The organism is Haladaptatus sp. DYF46, assembly GCF_021083305.1.
GTDB lineage: Archaea > Halobacteriota > Halobacteria > Halobacteriales > Haladaptataceae > Haladaptatus.
In genome coordinates, this window is the sequence record NZ_JAJFAY010000001.1 from 813,505 (window position 1) to 829,364 (window position 15,860).

At 62.5% G+C, this 15,860-nt stretch carries 19 protein-coding genes; 9 read left to right on the forward strand and 10 right to left on the reverse strand.

Features of this window, described 5'->3' with window-relative positions:
- Window positions 1-52: 52 nt before the first annotated feature.
- Complete coding sequence (locus tag LJF34_RS04575) at window positions 53-607, reverse strand: hypothetical protein (protein ID WP_231183573.1); 555 nt, start codon at window positions 605-607, stop codon at window positions 53-55.
- Between the two features lie 89 nt (window positions 608-696).
- Here LJF34_RS04575 and LJF34_RS04580 point away from each other — a divergent pair, with 89 nt between their 5' ends.
- The 4 genes from LJF34_RS04580 to LJF34_RS04595 are packed head-to-tail and all read left to right on the forward strand — an operon-like array spanning window position 697 to window position 3,553.
- Complete coding sequence (locus tag LJF34_RS04580; RefSeq protein WP_231183574.1) at window positions 697-1,866, forward strand: aminotransferase class I/II-fold pyridoxal phosphate-dependent enzyme; 1,170 nt, start codon at window positions 697-699, stop codon at window positions 1,864-1,866.
- The gene (locus LJF34_RS04585; RefSeq protein ID WP_231183575.1) at window positions 1,863-2,381 is read left to right on the forward strand and encodes an AAA family ATPase; all 519 of its coding nucleotides are present in this window, start codon (window positions 1,863-1,865) and stop codon (window positions 2,379-2,381) included. Before LJF34_RS04580 ends, LJF34_RS04585 begins: the two co-directional genes overlap by 4 nt.
- On the forward strand, window positions 2,381-2,983 hold the full coding sequence (locus LJF34_RS04590) for a CDP-alcohol phosphatidyltransferase family protein (protein WP_231183576.1): 603 nt from the start codon (window positions 2,381-2,383) through the stop codon (window positions 2,981-2,983). The genes LJF34_RS04585 and LJF34_RS04590 overlap by 1 nt, the downstream gene beginning before the upstream one ends.
- Before the next feature lie 42 nt (window positions 2,984-3,025).
- Entirely contained in the window at window positions 3,026-3,553 is a 528-nt protein-coding gene (locus tag LJF34_RS04595) for a multiprotein bridging factor aMBF1 (protein ID WP_231183577.1), read from the forward strand.
- A 153-nt stretch (window positions 3,554-3,706) separates the two neighbouring features.
- Here the strand turns inward: LJF34_RS04595 and LJF34_RS04600 are convergent, their stop codons facing one another.
- From LJF34_RS04600 to LJF34_RS04610, 3 genes are all read right to left on the reverse strand, one after another.
- The gene (locus LJF34_RS04600; protein ID WP_231183578.1) at window positions 3,707-4,141 is read right to left on the reverse strand and encodes a hypothetical protein; all 435 of its coding nucleotides are present in this window, start codon (window positions 4,139-4,141) and stop codon (window positions 3,707-3,709) included.
- A gap of 53 nt (window positions 4,142-4,194) precedes the next feature.
- Window positions 4,195-4,935: an ATP-NAD kinase gene (locus LJF34_RS04605; protein WP_231183579.1), complete on the reverse strand. Its 741-nt coding sequence runs from the start codon at window positions 4,933-4,935 to the stop codon at window positions 4,195-4,197.
- Between the two features lie 115 nt (window positions 4,936-5,050).
- Entirely contained in the window at window positions 5,051-6,361 is a 1,311-nt protein-coding gene (locus LJF34_RS04610; protein WP_231183580.1) for a M28 family metallopeptidase, read from the reverse strand.
- Between the two features lie 211 nt (window positions 6,362-6,572).
- Here LJF34_RS04610 and pdhA point away from each other — a divergent pair, with 211 nt between their 5' ends.
- Together pdhA and LJF34_RS04620 are read left to right on the forward strand one after the other, a co-directional pair.
- Window positions 6,573-7,634, forward strand: a complete 1,062-nt coding sequence (gene pdhA, locus LJF34_RS04615; RefSeq protein WP_231183581.1) for a pyruvate dehydrogenase (acetyl-transferring) E1 component subunit alpha — start codon at window positions 6,573-6,575, stop codon at window positions 7,632-7,634.
- A gap of 98 nt (window positions 7,635-7,732) precedes the next feature.
- Window positions 7,733-7,966 carry a hypothetical protein gene (locus LJF34_RS04620; RefSeq protein ID WP_231183583.1) on the forward strand — a complete coding sequence of 78 codons (234 nt, stop codon included), beginning with the start codon at window positions 7,733-7,735 and terminating at the stop codon, window positions 7,964-7,966.
- Here LJF34_RS04620 and LJF34_RS04625 read toward each other — a convergent pair whose 3' ends face one another.
- Window positions 7,967-8,224 (reverse strand): MTH865 family protein, encoded by a 258-nt coding sequence (locus LJF34_RS04625; RefSeq protein WP_231183585.1) that lies wholly within the window; start codon window positions 8,222-8,224, stop codon window positions 7,967-7,969.
- 112 nt (window positions 8,225-8,336) lie between these two features.
- On the opposite strand from LJF34_RS04625, the gene LJF34_RS04630 reads away from it, so the two are divergent.
- A complete protein-coding gene (locus tag LJF34_RS04630) occupies window positions 8,337-9,386 on the forward strand; it encodes a M42 family metallopeptidase (RefSeq protein ID WP_231183587.1) in 1,050 nt (349 codons plus the stop codon).
- 575 nt (window positions 9,387-9,961) lie between these two features.
- Window positions 9,962-10,561, forward strand: a complete 600-nt coding sequence (locus LJF34_RS04635; RefSeq protein ID WP_231183589.1) for a plastocyanin/azurin family copper-binding protein — start codon at window positions 9,962-9,964, stop codon at window positions 10,559-10,561.
- A 1-nt stretch (window position 10,562) separates the two neighbouring features.
- Here LJF34_RS04635 and LJF34_RS04640 read toward each other — a convergent pair whose 3' ends face one another.
- Window positions 10,563-11,120, reverse strand: a complete 558-nt coding sequence (locus LJF34_RS04640) for an NAD(P)/FAD-dependent oxidoreductase (protein WP_231183591.1) — start codon at window positions 11,118-11,120, stop codon at window positions 10,563-10,565.
- Between the two features lie 34 nt (window positions 11,121-11,154).
- Window positions 11,155-11,631, reverse strand: coding sequence for an SRPBCC family protein (locus LJF34_RS04645; RefSeq protein ID WP_231183593.1), 477 nt, complete (start codon window positions 11,629-11,631; stop codon window positions 11,155-11,157).
- A gap of 86 nt (window positions 11,632-11,717) precedes the next feature.
- Between LJF34_RS04645 and LJF34_RS04650 the strand changes: the two genes are divergently transcribed.
- Window positions 11,718-12,311 carry an arsinothricin resistance N-acetyltransferase ArsN1 family B gene (locus tag LJF34_RS04650; protein ID WP_231183595.1) on the forward strand — a complete coding sequence of 198 codons (594 nt, stop codon included), beginning with the start codon at window positions 11,718-11,720 and terminating at the stop codon, window positions 12,309-12,311.
- Here LJF34_RS04650 and lrpA1 read toward each other — a convergent pair.
- The 3 genes from lrpA1 to LJF34_RS04665 form a co-directional block, all read right to left on the reverse strand.
- The gene (lrpA1, locus tag LJF34_RS04655; protein WP_231183596.1) at window positions 12,304-12,732 is read right to left on the reverse strand and encodes an HTH-type transcriptional regulator LrpA1; all 429 of its coding nucleotides are present in this window, start codon (window positions 12,730-12,732) and stop codon (window positions 12,304-12,306) included. The two genes, LJF34_RS04650 and lrpA1, sit on opposite strands and share 8 nt — an antisense overlap.
- 104 nt (window positions 12,733-12,836) lie before the next feature.
- The gene (locus LJF34_RS04660) at window positions 12,837-13,772 is read right to left on the reverse strand and encodes a thiamine pyrophosphate-dependent enzyme (protein ID WP_231183597.1); all 936 of its coding nucleotides are present in this window, start codon (window positions 13,770-13,772) and stop codon (window positions 12,837-12,839) included.
- Between the two features lie 2 nt (window positions 13,773-13,774).
- Entirely contained in the window at window positions 13,775-15,664 is a 1,890-nt protein-coding gene (locus LJF34_RS04665) for a 2-oxoacid:acceptor oxidoreductase subunit alpha (RefSeq protein WP_231183598.1), read from the reverse strand.
- Window positions 15,665-15,860 lie beyond the last annotated feature (196 nt).

Consider the following 15,860-nt stretch of genomic DNA (forward strand, 5'->3'; position numbering starts at 1 on the left):
GCTACATCGTTCCCCCGCATGAGGTCTCTGGCTGAAAACGCAAGGACGGCTATTAGCGTTGAAGACGCTCGAACCGCCTCGGACTGGGTTCGTGCGAACGTTGCTGCTTGCGTCGTTGTCGCTGCTGTCGGTGCTGTTGCTGCCATCGCCGTTCCGGTTCGCGTTCTTGCTGGTGTCGTTGCTGCGGGCGATGGTCGCCGCGTTGCCGTCGTTTCCCGTATCGCCGTTCCCGCTGTAGGCGTTCCTGCCGTTGCTTTCGCTCCTGTCTGCCGCCACGAATCACGGTTCGCTCGACGTCGCTCAGGTCCCGTTCGGACCCGCCCCGCCGTTCGCTCTGTCGATGACGACCGTAGCGTTTCCGCTCTTGCTGTCGCTGCCGGTGTTCGTGTCGCTGTCCTCGTTCGTTGCCGCCTCGACGATGGCCAGCTTTCGATCCGTATCGCCGTTGCTGGTTCGTTCGTTTTCGCCGCTCCCCTCGTCCCTGTCTCGTCTGTCCCCCGTTCCCCACCCGTCGCTCCTGTCCTTGCTCCCGCGGGCCGCCGTACCGTTGCGTCTCGGATTCGCCCTCCTGATTGCGTCGGCTCTCGCGATGCAGATGGTGTGTCATTGTACCTCACGGCTGAGTCGGTCGGAAATCGCTTAGTCGTGCCGGCCGCGGGTGGCCACGCTTAAGACCGGTCGGTGACACCTCCCGACATGGAACCACGAGACCTCTCCGCGCACGTCGCGTATCAGGCCGGACGGGGCATCGAGGAGGTCGCTCGGGAACTCGGAATCGACCCCGACGACCTCGTGAAACTCGCATCCAACGAGAACCCCTTCGGCCCGAGTCCGGCGGCCGTCGAAGCCATTCGAGACGCCGCCGGAAACGCAAGTACGTACCCGAAAGCGTCGCACACCGACCTCACCGCCCGCCTCGCCGACCGCTGGAACGTCTCGGACGAGCAGGTCTGGCTGGCGAACGGCGGCGACGGCGCGCTGGATTACCTCGCGCGCGCCATGCTCGACCCGGGCGACTCCGTCCTCGTCCCCACCCCCGGATTCGCTTACTACGGGATGAGCGCTCGTTACCATCACGGCGAGGTGAACGAGTATCACCTCTCCCCGGAGGACGGTTTTTCGCTGACCGCCGACACCGTACTCTCGGGGTACGACGGCGAGCGAATCGTCTACCTGACCAGTCCGCACAATCCCTCTGGCGGCCGGTTCTCGCTCGACGCCGTGACCGAAATCGCCGAGGAAACCGACGAGGAGACGCTCGTCGTCGTGGACGAAGCCTACGGCGAGTACGCCGACGCGCCGAGCGCGATTTCCCTGTTGTCGGAGCGCGATGACAACGACACGCCAGAGGGCGTGTCTGGCAATCACGCGACGCGCGATGACAGCGACGCACCTGTCGGCGCGCCTGGCAATCACGCAACGCGCGATGACGTCGCCGTCCTGCGTACCTTCTCCAAGGCGTACGGATTGGCGGGGATCCGTCTCGGCTACGCCGTCGTCCCCGAGGAGTGGGCCGACGCGTACGCACGCGTGAACACGCCCTTCGCGGCCAGCGAACTCGCCTGCCGGGGCGGCCTCGCGGCGCTCACGGACGACGACCACGTCGAGAAGTCCGTCGAGACGGCCCGGTGGGCGCGAGAGTACATCTACGAGAACCTCGACGCGCCGACGTGGGAGAGCCACGGAAACTTCGTCCTCGCGGATGTCGGGGACGCGAACAGGGTCGCGGAGGCGGTCCAAGAGCGCGGCGTCATCCTTCGGGACTGCACGAGTTTCGGGCTTCCCGACTGCGTGCGCATCACCTGCGGGACGGAGGAGGAAACGCGCCGTGCGGTGCGCGAACTCAACGGGGTGCTGTCCACGTGAGGGTCGCCGCCACCGGGACGCCGGGCACGGGGAAGACGACGGCGACCGAACTGGTCGAATCCGACCTCGAAACCGTCCACCTGAACGACGCAATTCGTGAAGAAGAACTCCACGACGGGACGGACGAGGAGCGCGGAAGCCTCTATGCGAACTTCGACGCGATCCGGAAGTGGTTGGACGAACGGGGCGACGGCGGCGACGGGTTGCTCCTCGACTCGCACCTCGCACACCACTTCGACGCGGAGAAGGTCGTCGTGCTGCGCTGCCACCCCGAGGAGTTGCGCGAGCGACTGCTCGAACGCGGCGAAACGGCGGCGAAAGCCGATGAGAACGCCGAGAGCGAAGCCCTCGACGTGATTCTGTCCGAATCCGTCGCGGAACACGGCGCGGAGTCGGTTTACGAAATCGACACGACCGACCGAACGCCCGAGGCCGTCGCGTCGGATATCGAGGCGGTTATTCGCGGCGAGAGAGAACCGTCCGCCGGAACAGTCGATTATCTGGAGTACCTCTAATGCTCGACCAACTTCGTCCCGTCGCGAACCGCGCGCTTCGACCGTTCGTCTCGGCGTCGAGAACCCTCGGATTGACGCCCAACGCGGTGAGTATCGTCGCGTTCGTCCTCGCGGGTGGTGCCGGGGTGGCGTTCTACGTTGCCCCGGACGACCCCGTCTGGTATCTCGTCGGCGGCGTTCTCGTCTTCCTGAACGGGTGGCTCGACATCTTGGACGGCGCGCTCGCTCGCGAACTCGGCACCGACTCGCCCGCGGGCGACCTGCTCGACCACGTCCTCGACCGGTACGCCGACATCATCCTCATCGTCGGGTTCGCGGCGGGAATCGGCGAGTACGCCCTCGGGTTAGCGGCTATAACTGGCGTGCTGATGACATCGTACCTCGGCACGCAGGCACAGGCGGTCGGGTTGGATCGCGTCTACGGCGGCCTCCTCGGCCGTGCCGACCGGTTGGCACTTATCGGGGTCGTCGGTGCGCTGGCCGCGTTCGTCCAATCCGTCGGCGGCTATTCCGTCGTGGCGCTCCTCCTCGTCCTGTTCGCCGTCGTCGGCCACTTCACGGCGCTCCAGCGCTTTTATTATTCGTGGCGCGCCTTGGCCTGACGTGGCGTGCCATTTATGAGTCGAGACGGTAAAGAGCAACGTATGGTTCAGTGTGAGATGTGCGGTGCCGAAACGGCGTCTCCCAAGACTATCAAAGTCGAAGGCGCGGAGCTTGACGTGTGCGACAACTGCGCCGACTTCGGGACCGAGGTGAAGACACAGCAGTCCTCTTCCACCTCGACCAAGTATTCGACGTCCTCGTCTTCGGGTAACTCGAACACCAGCACTGGCAGTTCAGGGTCGTCCGGCGGGTCGCGTTCGCGCCGGAAGGACATGTTCGACGATATGGAGGAGATAGCGCAGGATTACGACGACAGAATCCGAAACGCGCGCGAATCGACCGGTCTGAGTCAGGAGGACCTCGCCAAGGACCTCAACGAGAAGGCGAGCCTCATCCGCAAACTCGAACACGGCGACATCCTTCCCAGCGACAGCGTGCAGAAGAAACTGGAGAAGAAACTCGACATCAGCCTCACCGTCGGTAGCGCCGGGGCCGACGACGAGGAGTGGAGCGGCGGCAGTTCGACCGGCAGTTACACGCTGGGCGACGTCGTGAAGCGAAAGGACTGAATCCGAGGACCCGATTTTCGTCTTTCTCGATTCTCCGGACGTGGTGAGTCGCGAGTGCGAGAGTCCGCGCTCGAAGCCAAGCGTCCATCAAAAATCGAAACCCCACGACTCGGGAATCGGAGACGAGAAGAAAACGGGAGCGACGGGACCGTTTCAGATAACGGCGTCCCAGAGCGGTTTGATGATGAAGAAGACCGTCTCGTAGCCGATGTACATGAGGACGAGTACGGACGCCAGCACGGCGGCTTTTGGCTTTTCGAGCGGGAGTCCACGGCGCAGTTCGACGGAACGGGCTTCGATTTCGAAGAAGTCCGTGATGATGAGACCGAGGACGAGCGTCGAGAGGACGATACCGCCGTGGTGGTGCAGCGTCAGGAAGTAGAACGCCGAGAGGACCAGCAGAACGTTGCTGACCTCGTGCGGAATCCAGCGGCTCAGCGTCTCCGTGTCGTCGTCTTTCGCCTGTTTCTCGTAGTTACGCGACGCAAGAATGCGCGTCAGCATGTTGACCAACACGAGTCCGAAAACGACGAAACCCGCGTAAGGTTCGAGCACGTCGATGGGCCCGAGTAATGATAGGGGTTGCATGCTCGAAACTCTGTGCGACAGCGTATTATATTCTTTCCAATTGGGTCGCTCCGTCACTCGGCGAAAAACCGCCGGCTCGATTCCACGCTGACGAGTTCCAGCACGCCGTCGAACGTGATTTCGACCGGTTCGTGCGGTTCGACGGGACGGACCGATTGGTCGTCGGCGAGGAGTTCCACCGCGTCTTCGTCCCGTTCGACGGCCAGCGTCACCGGGCCGCGGAGTATCCAGTCGTCCACGTGGATGGCGAACGGCGCGACGGGGACCACCGAGACGACGCCCGCGCCCTGTTCGACCACCGGTCCGCCCGCGTCGCGTGCGTACCCTAAACTCCCGGTCGGAGTGGCGACGACCACGGCGTCCGCCCTGAACTGGGACACCCGTTCGTCCTCGACGTTGACGCTGTACTCGGAGATTCGTGCGGGTTCGCTCGTGACGAGTGTCATTTCGAACAGCGCATCGGCCACGTACTCGCCGTCGACCGTCGCCGAGAGGAGGGGGCGACCCGTCGTCGTCCACTTCCCGGCGAGGAGGTCCGCGATTGCGGGTTCGATGTCGGTCGGCGGGACGCTTTCGAGACCCGGTCCCGCATCGACCGGGAGAATGGGAACCGACGCATCGGCACGCACGAGGTCCGTGACCGCCCGCTCGCCCACCGCAACGACGACGGTCGGGTTCGCATCGAGAACGGTCCTCGCGTCCTCGCTCACCGTCCGCTCGGCGTCGTCGCCGAGTGCGGCGTCGATTTTCTCGATGGAATCGCCGTCCGCGCTCGGTACGACACCTACACGCATTCTGGCCTCCGTTCGTGGTGGTCGCGTGGTTCGGTCATTACCTGAACAGTCTCACCCCGACCTGAAAAGGATACCGCGCTTCGAGTAAACTCGTGGCGTAAAAACGCGTGACGGGTTACTCGTCGTACGGCCAGTCGCCGATGATTTTCATCCCCGCCGCTTGGTCCTCGGCTTCGAGCGCGTCGGCGATTTCCGCGGGCGCCTTGTGTTCGACCTCGAACTCGTCGCTCGCGAGGTGAACCGCGAGTTCGGTGAGGAGGATGGCCTGTTCGCGGAGATTACGTACTTCCACCTTGTCCAACGTGTCGGCGAAGGTGTGGCCCCACCCTCGGCCCTCGTCGCCCGTTTCGCTCATGACGTGGTAGCCCGGAACGCCCCACTGGACGAAGGGCCAGTGGTCGCTGTGCGGTCCCTGCTCGGGAATCGTCGAGACGGGGTGGCCGTACCGGTCCGCGATTTCGTGGGCCGCGTCGTCCAGTTCGTCGAACCCGTGCGTGGTGAACGTGAGGGTTCGTCCTCGGGCCACGCCGTCGTTGTTCAGGATGGCCTTGATGCCGTCGAAGTCGGTGACGCTCGCCATGTGCGACGAACCGTCGAGTCCGACCTCCTCGGCACCGAAGGCGACGAAGTGAACCTTCGTGTCGAGTTCGTCCTCGCGCTCCGCGAGCGCGTTTGCCATCTCGACGACCATGGCCGTCCCCGCGCCGTTGTCCATCGCACCTTCGGCGATATCGTGGGCGTCGATGTGGCTGGTGACGAGTACTTCCTGATCGGTGTCCGGGCCGAGTTCGGCGTGGACGTTCTGGCTGGTCGCGTCGTACGCGTCGGCGTCGACGGTCACCGTCACGTCGTCGCCCTCCCAACGCCGGGAGAGTCGTGCGCCGACTTCCTTCGAGACGCCGACAGCAGGGATGTCGCCGATGGGGTCCGCTTCGGTGCCGACGCTGCCGGTCGGTGGGAGACAGCCCTCGACATGGTTTCGGAAGACGAAGGCGGCCGCACCGCCGTCGACGGCGTAGTAGTACTTCTCACGTCGGTGGATGAACCGGTCGAAATAGCTCGGGACGTTCGAGGCGACCATCACGACTTTTCCCTCGATGTCGTGTTTCTCGAAGTCGCCCGGGAGTCCGTAGCCGAGGTCGACCAACTCACCGTCGACGCTTCCGGCGGGACTGCGCGGGAGCGCGATGCTGTCCTGCGTCGTCTCGCCGACCTCGATGGAACTGGATCCCCGTGTCCAGCCCTGTACCTCGAACTCCGCCAATCGTGCGTTCCGTGCGCCGACGTCGGCGAGCGCGTCGCGGGTAACTTCCGCGGCCGCTCGTTCGCCGTCGCTTCCCGTCATACGGTTCCCGATATCGACTATCGTTTCGAGGAAATCCCATCCCGCGTCGCTCCTGAACGTCCGCCCGATCCACTGTGACATACGCCTACACATCTCTCAGCCCCGGCCTAAATGTTTCGAAACGTAATATCCTGACAAATCGTCGGTTATTCCGTCACTTTCGGGATAATCTCCGACGATTTATAATTCGGATACTTAAACCACCTCCCGATTGTTCCCAATATACTGTTCAAGCCGATGCTTTATAACGAGCGATGGCGTTTGACCGATAGACAGTCGGTGATTCCAAGATATGGCTTCACAAGCACCCGATATGGCGCGCGTGGTCGGACTCGATGGGAATGTCGAAGGGGACGTGAATCTCTCCTCGGCGGACGTGAAAAAGATGTACCGATTACAGGTACTCGCCCGCACATTCGACGAGAAAGCCGTTTCGCTCCACCGACAGGGGCGAATCGGGACCTACGCGCCCTTGCAGGGACAGGAAGCAGCACAAGTCGGTGCGGCGTACGCGCTTTCGCCGGACGACTTCTGCTTCCCGACCTACCGCGACCACGGGATATACATCACCCGCGGACACGCGATTCGGGACATCCTGCTCCACCTCTCGGGGGCTGGAAACTACGTGGACCGCGAGGAAGCGGAGGGACTGCGAACCTTCCCGCCGACGATACCCATCGCCACCCAGTTGCCCCACGCCGTCGGTGTCGGCATGGGCGCGAACTACAAGGCCGACGATTGTGCCGTTCTCGCGAGCTTCGGCGACGGGGCGACGAGCGAGGGCGACTTCCACGAGGCGATGAACTTCGCGGGGGTGTTCGAGACGCCGACGGTGTTCTTCTGTCAGAACAACCAGTGGGCGATTTCGGTGCCGCGGGAGCGCCAAACCGCGAGCGCCACCATCGCCCAGAAGGCACAGGCCTACGGCTTCGAAGGCGTTCGAGTGGACGGAAACGACGTGCTCGCCGTCTACCGAACCGTGTCCGACGCCCTCGAACGCGCGAAGGACGGCGAACCCATACTCGTCGAAGCGGTCACGTATCGACAGGGTGCCCACACGACGACCGACGACCCGACGAAGTACCGCGACGACGCCGAAGTCGATGCGTGGGCCGAGAAGGACCCGCTCGACCGGACTCGGGAGTACCTCGAAACCGAACACGGCTGGACCGACGAGGACGACGCCGCGCTTCGCGAGGAGGCAAAGGAGCAGGTGGCGGAAGCCGTGAATGCTGCCGAAGCACACGACGGCTACGACGTGGACGCCATTTTCGACCACGTGTACGCGAACGGACACCCGCGCCATCCGGACCAGCGCGCCGCGGTCCCTGAAAACCCAGACGTGGACCGCTGACGCCGGAACGCCGATGTTTTTCGGTCACTTCGTCCCTCGGTTTGAGCGTCGCCAGCACAGTTATGTGCAGTGCTGTGGTATCCGGCACGGGGTCTACGATGGAACGTCACGAACGAGAGATGGGTGAGTACGGGGCGGAGACCGAACGAACCGCGGACATCGCGGAAATAGAAATCACGGAGCCAACCCTGACGTGGCTCGAAGTCTCACAGCCACAACAGCCGATTCCACTCGGAGAAAACGACAGGATACTCGACAGTCGGTTCAACGAGCAACACGACATGTGGGAGGTACTGCTCCTCGCACTCCCGGACAAGGAAGAAGAATCGTAGTTACAGCATGTCCTTCTGTTTCAGCCCCTCGATGAGGTCATCGACGAGGGCGTCGACGTCGGCGTAGGGAAAATCCTGTGCATCGTTCATCTTCGTCGCCAGTTCCATCGCGGTAAAACTGGTGTCGCCCGCTTCGAACCGCGTTCCGGGACCGTTCGGCAGCGCCGGAACGAGTTCCATCGGGTTGCTGACGGGGTAGTCTGCGCCTTCGAATGCGTCGTGAAACTGCTGTCGGAATTCCGCTTCTTTGTCAGCCATGTCCGCCATTGTGTGAGTAAACGGCAAAAACGTTCCGGAACCACGATACACTTGTTGTAAGTTTACTCTCCGGTTCAGAGAGGTTTATACGGGGATAGGAAGGAGGTTCGGTATGGCATTCGATTTCGATTTCGAACTCTTATGTGAACTGACCGAAACGAACGGTGCGGCGGGGTACGAGGACCGAATCCGTGACATGGTTCGACGCGAGTTGGAGGGGGAAGTCGACGAACTCCACACCGACGCGATGGGGAACGTCATCGGGACGATAGAGGGGTCGGCGGACTACGACGTCGCAGTCGCTGCCCACATGGACGAGATCGGGTTCATGGTTCGGCACGTGAACGACGACGGGTTCGTCTCGCTCGACGCGCTTGGCGGATGGGACCCACGCGTGCTGCGGGCACAGCGCGTCGTCGTCCACACCGAGGACGACGACCTCCGGGGCGTCATCGGGTCGGTCCCGCCGCACCTGCTCGACGGCGACGAGGGGGAAGAGGACGTCGAGGACGTTTACGTCGACCTCGGCCTTCCGGCTGACGAGGCGAACGAGCGCGTCTCCGTCGGCGATATCGTCACGATGGAACAGACGACGGTGCAGGTGGGCCAGAACGTCTCCGGCAAGGCGCTCGACGACCGGATCTGTCTCTTCGCCATGCTGGAGGCGGCAAAGCGGATCGAAAACCCTGACGCGACGATTCACTTCTGTGCCACTGTACAGGAGGAAGTCGGTCTCCGCGGTGCCACCGCGTTAGGGGTCGACGTGGATCCCGACCTCGCGGTCGCCCTCGACGTGACCGTCGCCAACGACTTCCCGGCCGTGAGCAAGGAGCGGGACTACGTGACCAGCCTCGGCGACGGAACCGCGATAAAACTCAAGGACGGAAGCGTCGTGACGACGCCGAAGGTCCACCGCCGGATGCGCTCGGTGGCCGAGGAACGCGACATACCGTACCAACTCGAAGTCCTTCCCTCGGGCGGCACCGACACCGCCGGATTCCAGAACACCTACGGCGCGAAACCGGTCGGCGCGATTTCGATTCCGACGCGCTACCTCCACACCGTCACCGAGAGCGCCAACGGCGACGACGTGTCGGCGACCATCGACCTCCTCACCGCCTTCCTCGAAACCGAGGACGGCGGGTACGATTACGCATTATAAACCCCACCTTTCAGCCACCACCTTTTACGACGGTCGAAATGCGAGACCAGCGCAATTGCGCTGGTCTCGCTCGTCTCCCTGTAAAAGCTGGACCAAAAGCACCACGTCACCCTACTTCAGTCGCTCCTTTCAGTCGCTCCGTCGGGGGTTCCTTGGCCCGTTCGCTCGCTTCGCTCGCTCACGGAGAAAATCCTCGCATCAAAAAAGGACGGGCCAGCCTATCGTTCTCTTCAGTCGTTGGACTACGGTTACTGACCGAAGGGAGCTAAGCCGGTGACACGACCGCTAGAATCGGTTGTCGGCATAACGATTGGGATATGAAAGCGACACAATCACTGGAATCTGCCGACGACACGGCCGCTCGTCGCTAGCATCCTCACCGGAAAATCTCCGATTTTCCGGGCCGACGACCGAGCGGAACGTAGTGGAGCAAGGGAGGAGTGCTTTTGGTCCAGATTTTGCCAGGGAGGCAACCGAATCTGGCGCGAACCGCGCCGGATTCGGCTCCCGACCGCAGCAAAAGGTGGTGGTTCCAAACCAAAGTATTCAGTACCCACCGGTACTAACCCCCGGCCATGACAGATGGGGAAGCGGACGAATCGGTTACTCGACGTGGATTTCTCCTCGGTTCTGCGGGTGTCGTCACGGCGGGTGCAGCCGGAACGGCGGCTGCGCAGGAAAGCGGGACGACGACCTCCGGCGGGGAAGGAAGTTCGAACAGTAGCTCCGGCGGCGGCGGTGGAGCGACGAAGACGGTGAAGGTCGGCCCTGGTGGCGACCTCACGTTCGACCCGGACAAGCTGCCGATAACCCCCGGCACGACCGTGAAGTTCGTCTGGGAGTCGAACGGCCACAACGTCGTGCCCGAAAGCCAACCCGAAGGCGCCGGCTGGGAAGGATCCGGCAGTGCGAGCGAGTTGTTCGACTCGGGTCACACCTACTCGCACACGTTCAGTACGCCCGGCGAGTACGCGTATGTATGTTCGCCGCACAAGAGCGCCGGCATGACCGGCACCATCACCGTCGGTGCTGCCGGCGGGGGTTCGTCGGAACCGGCGATTCCGGGCAACGCGAAGACGCTCGGCCTCGCCACCTCGGGTGCGTTGGCGTTCACCCTCTCGCTGGGCTACTTCTTCCTGAAGTTCGGCGGGGACTACGGCGAGTCCATCGAGTAGCCTACTCCGCGTCCTCCGGCGTGTCGAAGTCGTGGAAGGCACGTCCCTTTTCCGTGCTCAGGATGTCCAAGCCAGCGGCCGCACCGCCGCCGACGGAGATCGCCGCCTGAATCTTATCGGAGCGGGCCGACCATCCGGCGGCGTAGGCGTTCTCGACCGTCGTTTCGTTGTCCATGTCCGTCTTCACCGTGCCGTCGTCGTTCAGTTCACAGCCGAGGTCCTCGGCCATGTCGCGTGACCGCCCGGTGGCGAAGATGACGTAGGCGGCGTCGTACTCGCCGTCGTCCGTCGTAACGGTAAATCCGTCCTCCGACCGTTCGACGCCCGTTACCTCCTCGCCCTGCTTTCGTTCGACACCCTGTTCGTCCACCTGCTCGCGGGCGGTTTCCATGAACTCGCCGCCGTCGATGCTCTTGATTCCGAGGTAGTTGAACAGGTGGGCCGCGTGCATCGCGGTGTCATCCGTATCGAAAACGACCGTGTCGAGACCGTTTTTCGCGGTGAACAGTGCCCCACTCAATCCGGCTGGGCCGCCGCCGATAACAGCTACGTCTGACATACGGTGACAGCTACCACCCTAACGGGGATAAAGCTCATCGCTCCAGCAAGTCCTTCGTCTTTCGATGTCGATATGCGAACATGGGTTCGAAGCCCACCTTCGCGAGCGGACTTCCCGTTTCGCCGAGCGCCGGGAATCGGTAGTCCACCACGTCTCGAACCAGCGTTTTCCCGTCCCCGGCGTAGAACTGGTGGGTGTGTTGCCACTCGGGAAACGGTCCCCCGTCCATCTCGTCTCGAAACATCGCGGCCCCGTCCTCCTCCGTCCGCTGGACGATTGTCGAGATCCATCGCTGGTGCGGCCCCGTTCCGAACGGTCGGAGCGACATTCGGATTTCCGTTCCCGCTTCCAGCACGTCCGGGTCAGTGTCCCCGTCCGGTCCGCGGACCTCCTCCACGCGGAGGTTCATCCACTCGGGTGTCAACGCTTCCAAGCCGTCCACGGTCGAGTAGAACCGCCAGACCTCATCGAACGGCGCATCGACCCACACTTCGCGCTGATACGTGGCCATCGTTTCGGATTCCGTCCCTCGGCTTAAACGTCTTATGCGCAACCAGTCCGACGGCGATTTATTTCGGTCCGCGTTCTACTCCCTGCATGCTCAGCCTTCGACTCGCCGAAATCGCCGATGCCGCCGAAATCGCGGCCATCTACGCACCCATCGTCCGCGAGACGGTCATCTCGTTCGAGACGACGCCACCGGATTCCGAGGAGATAGCGGACCGGATCCGAGCGACACTCCCGACCTATCCGTGGCTCGTCTGTGAACAGGACGGGGACCTCCTCGGATACGCCTACGCCGGGTCCCATCGCTCGCGCGAGGCGTATCGGTGGTCGGTGGACGTTTCCGTGTACGTCCACTTCGAGTATCGCCGGTCGGGGGTCGGAGAGGGACTCTATCGGGCGTTGTTCTCGCTTCTCGAAGCGCAGGGATTCTACAACGCGTACGCAGGAATCGCGCTCCCGAACGCGGCCAGCGTCGGCCTGCACGAATCGCTCGGCTTCGAACACGTCGGAACGTACGAGGACGTGGGGTACAAAAACGGCGCGTGGCGGAGCGTCGGCTGGTGGCAGCGGACGCTGCAATCCCACGAGAAAACTCCCGAGCCACCGCGTCCCGTTACGGAACTCCCGGAGGAAGTCGTGACTGATGCGTCGAACGACGGTCGAGAACCGATACGAGTTACTTGAGGCGCTCTTGAAGGAACGACGGATGGGCCGCGGTCACGCCATCGATGGTGAGAATTTCGTCGCTGATGACGCTCCCGACGGCGCCGCCGTTCGGCGCACGCACTTCGGCCATCAGCATGTGGTCGCCGCTGCAGGTGTAGAGCGTGTCGATGTCCGCCAACTCCTGTAGCGCTCGGGTCGCCTCGACGTAGCGTTCGCTTTCGACGTCGATACCGACGAGCGCGATGCTCTGGCTGGACAGCTTTTTGGGGTCGATCTCCGCGGAATAGCCGACGATGACGCCCTCGTCTTCGAGCTTCTCGATGTATTTTCGAACGGTCGGTTTCGAAACACCGGCCCGATCCGCTATCTCCGAGTACGACGCCTGTGCATCGTCCTCTAACACGCGGAGAATCCGGTCTTCGGTCGATTCCGTGCTCATGTTACCGGTATGTTTCCCGCACAGGAAAAAATACCTTGCGAAGTGAAAAACACATTGACGGCCACGAAAACCTTGTTCGAAACGTCGAGAACGGTGAAACGAGATTACTTGTGCCGGTCGAGCAGGTCGTAGCTACGCTCCCACTCGTAATCGTCGTCGAAGTACCGCTCGGCGAGCGGCGTTTCCGGCATGTCGCCCGTCGACTGTTTCTCCTGCTGGTAGGAGGGGCGCTCGTCGTCCACGTAGAAGCGACCGGTAAGGACCTTGCCCTCGTAGAGCGCGTCCTCGGCGTCGTGCATCGCTTCCATCGCCTCACGGCGGTCGTGGATGTCGAAGTCGTAGTCGTCGCTGTCCTGCACGTCGATGTACGGGACGTACTGCTTTGCGTCCTTGTTCCACGTCGGGCACTGCGTGAGGAAGTCCACGTGTGCGAACCCGTCGTGTTCCATGGCCTCGGCGAGGATTTCCTTCGCCTGATTCGGGTTGACGGCCGCCGTTCGCGCGACGTACGTCGCACCCGAGGTCAGCGAGAGCGAGAGCGGTCGAATCGGGCTCTTCGCGTTTCCGCGCGGTTGGGTCTTCGACTTGTGACCTTTCGGCGACGTGGGCGACGTCTGCCCCTTCGTCAATCCGAAGATCTCGTTGTCGAAGACGATGTAGGTCATGTCGTGGTTCTCACGAGCCGTGTGCATGAAGTGGTTCCCGCCGATTCCGTAGCCGTCTCCGTCACCGCCGGCGGCGATGACTTCGAGGTCGGGGTTGGCGAGTTTGGCCGCGCGTGCAACCGGCAGGGACCGCCCGTGGATGGAGTGGAAGCCGTAGCTCTGAAAGTAGCTCGAAAGCTTCCCGGAACAGCCGATACCCGTGACGAGGAGCGTTTCGTCCGGCGTTCGGCCCACCTCGGGCATCGCCTGTTTCAGCGCCTTGAGGACGCCGAAGTCACCACAGCCCGGACACCACGTCGCCTGCGGTTCGAGGCTGGGCGTGAACTCGTTCACGTCGATTTCTCGTTCTTCTTCGATTGCGTTGAATACACTCATTTTCAGTCACCCGTTGCGGATTCGATGCGCGTGTTGTGCGCTGGCTCGGCACTGCCGTCGAGTCGTGCTTCGAAGCCGTCTACGATGTCAGTCGGCTCGAACGGGTTGCCGTCGTATTTCAGCAGGCTGTACAGTTTGTCGCCGTGCTTGCCGGTCGCCGCCTGAATGTGGCGGCGGAACTGTGCCGTGGCGTTCATCTCGACGACGAGTGCCTCGTCGACGTCTTCGAGGAACGCGTTGACCTCGTTCTTCGGGAACGGCACCATGTCGCTGACGTTCATGGCCTTGACCGAGTGGCCGTCCTCGTTCAACATGTCGACTGCCTCTTCGACGGCACCCTTCGTGCTACCGAAGTTGAGGATGGCGTAGTCGGCGTCGTCCTCGCCGTAAGCGGTCTGGTGGGACTCATCCATCGAGTCGAGATCATCGCGGATCGCGGTGAGCTTCTCCATCCGTCGGTCCATCTGCGTGACGCGGTTGTCCGCATCCTCGCTGATGTGACCGGCCTCGTTGTGTTCGTTACCGGACGCGAGGAAGTTGCCGCCCTTCTGTCCCGGCAGGGACCGCGGGCTGACGCCGTTCTCGCCGTCGTAGCGGTAGCGCTTGAACCGACCGGCGAGGCGCTCGCCTTGCTCGATTTCCTCCTCGGTTACGACTTCGCCGATGTCCGGATTCGGCTCGCGGTCGAACGTGGATTCCGGAACCGTCTCGTGACCGCCGGAGAGTTTCTGGTCGTAGAGGATGATGCTCGGAATCTGGTAGTTGTACGCGAGTTCGAACGCCTTTCGCGTCTGAATGTACGATTCACGCGCGTCACCCGGCGCGAAGACGACGCGGTTCGAGTCGCCTTGACTCGTGTACAGGACGTGTTCGAGGTCGCCCTGTTCCGGCTTCGTCGGCATCCCCGTGGAGGGGCCCGCGCGCATCGATTCGACCAACACGATGGGCGTCTCAGTGATTTCTGCGAGTCCGAGCGGTTCGGACATCAGCGCGAATCCGCCACCGGACGACCCGCTCATCGCCTTTGCGCCCGCGTGGCTCGCACCGATTGCGAGCGAGGCGGCGGCGATTTCGTCCTCGACCTGTTCGGAGATTCCGCCGAGGTCGGGGAGGTGCTGGGTCATGATTGTGAACACGTCGGTCCACGGCGTCATGGGATATCCGGCGATGAACCGGCATCCTTCGTCGATGGCACCGTAGGCGATACCGTGACTGCCGGAGACCAGAACTTGGTCGTCGTCGTAGTCGCTCTCGGGGACCGTGACGCCGACGTCCGTGTCGTAGTTCTCCTGGAGGTCCTCGTACGACGCGCGGAGAACCTCGAGGTTCGGCTCGAGGATCTTCTCCGGCATGGCTTCGCTCATCAGCTCTTCCACGATATCGAGGTCGAGACCGATGATGGCGCACGTCGCGCCGATACCAGCCGTGTTCCGCATGATTTCGCGGCCGTACTCCTTGGCGAGTCCGCGAAGGTCCAAGTCGAAGACGTGCCAGTTGTTCTCCTCGACACGTTCTTCGAAGTCCGGGACGTCGTCCGTGTCGAGCAGTCCCGAATCGTAGATGATAACGCCGCCTTCGCGGAGTTCGTCCAAGTTCTCCGTCAGGGGTTTTATCTCTTCGTTGCCGTAGTAGGCTTCTTCCTGTGGATTCCGCGCGAAGCTGTCTCCGAGCGCGAGGAGGAAGTTGTAGTTGTCCCCGCGCGATTTGACTTCGTGGTCTCCCGCGCGAATCTCCACGTAGGTGTGGCCGCCGCGAATACGCGACGGATAGTGCCGGTGCGTGAATACGTGTAACCCTGCTCGCATGAGGGCTTTTGCAAAGTTCTGACTCGTCGAGTCGATTCCGTCCCCGGAACCGCCTGCGATTCGCCAGATGAGTTCGTCATCCGTCATAATTGAAGCTCCTGGCCTCCCGGCCTGGTGGATAAGAGTTGAGTCGCTAGGTGGTAAAGCCTTTGCCATAGATTAGCAAGGAACTATTGTGATAGATGCCCCGTAGCGGCTGATTTCGGGCGTTTTGCGTGAAAAAACTTCCCATTTATTAATGGACAATTGGACGTCAATTAGGGGACCATTGCGGATAACTTAC

Bases quoted from the DNA above. Each gene is read 5' to 3' on its own strand.
- LJF34_RS04635 (WP_231183589.1), top strand. From the start codon at position 9,962: ATGACAGATGGGGAAGCGGACGAATCGGTTACTCGACGTGGATTTCTC.
- LJF34_RS04605 (WP_231183579.1), bottom strand. From the start codon at position 4,935: ATGCGTGTAGGTGTCGTACCGAGCGCGGACGGCGATTCCATCGAGAAA.
- LJF34_RS04620 (WP_231183583.1), top strand. From the start codon at position 7,733: ATGGAACGTCACGAACGAGAGATGGGTGAGTACGGGGCGGAGACCGAA.
- LJF34_RS04580 (WP_231183574.1), top strand. From the start codon at position 697: ATGGAACCACGAGACCTCTCCGCGCACGTCGCGTATCAGGCCGGACGG.
- LJF34_RS04590 (WP_231183576.1), top strand. From the start codon at position 2,381: ATGCTCGACCAACTTCGTCCCGTCGCGAACCGCGCGCTTCGACCGTTC.
- LJF34_RS04640 (WP_231183591.1), bottom strand. From the start codon at position 11,120: ATGTCAGACGTAGCTGTTATCGGCGGCGGCCCAGCCGGATTGAGTGGG.
- LJF34_RS04595 (WP_231183577.1), top strand. From the start codon at position 3,026: ATGGTTCAGTGTGAGATGTGCGGTGCCGAAACGGCGTCTCCCAAGACT.
- LJF34_RS04650 (WP_231183595.1), top strand. From the start codon at position 11,718: ATGCTCAGCCTTCGACTCGCCGAAATCGCCGATGCCGCCGAAATCGCG.
- LJF34_RS04630 (WP_231183587.1), top strand. From the start codon at position 8,337: ATGGCATTCGATTTCGATTTCGAACTCTTATGTGAACTGACCGAAACG.
- LJF34_RS04600 (WP_231183578.1), bottom strand. From the start codon at position 4,141: ATGCAACCCCTATCATTACTCGGGCCCATCGACGTGCTCGAACCTTAC.
- lrpA1 (WP_231183596.1), bottom strand. From the start codon at position 12,732: ATGAGCACGGAATCGACCGAAGACCGGATTCTCCGCGTGTTAGAGGAC.
- LJF34_RS04645 (WP_231183593.1), bottom strand. From the start codon at position 11,631: ATGGCCACGTATCAGCGCGAAGTGTGGGTCGATGCGCCGTTCGATGAG.
- LJF34_RS04625 (WP_231183585.1), bottom strand. From the start codon at position 8,224: ATGGCTGACAAAGAAGCGGAATTCCGACAGCAGTTTCACGACGCATTC.
- LJF34_RS04665 (WP_231183598.1), bottom strand. From the start codon at position 15,664: ATGACGGATGACGAACTCATCTGGCGAATCGCAGGCGGTTCCGGGGAC.
- pdhA (WP_231183581.1), top strand. From the start codon at position 6,573: ATGGCTTCACAAGCACCCGATATGGCGCGCGTGGTCGGACTCGATGGG.
- LJF34_RS04610 (WP_231183580.1), bottom strand. From the start codon at position 6,361: ATGTCACAGTGGATCGGGCGGACGTTCAGGAGCGACGCGGGATGGGAT.
- LJF34_RS04660 (WP_231183597.1), bottom strand. From the start codon at position 13,772: ATGAGTGTATTCAACGCAATCGAAGAAGAACGAGAAATCGACGTGAAC.
- LJF34_RS04575 (WP_231183573.1), bottom strand. From the start codon at position 607: ATGACACACCATCTGCATCGCGAGAGCCGACGCAATCAGGAGGGCGAA.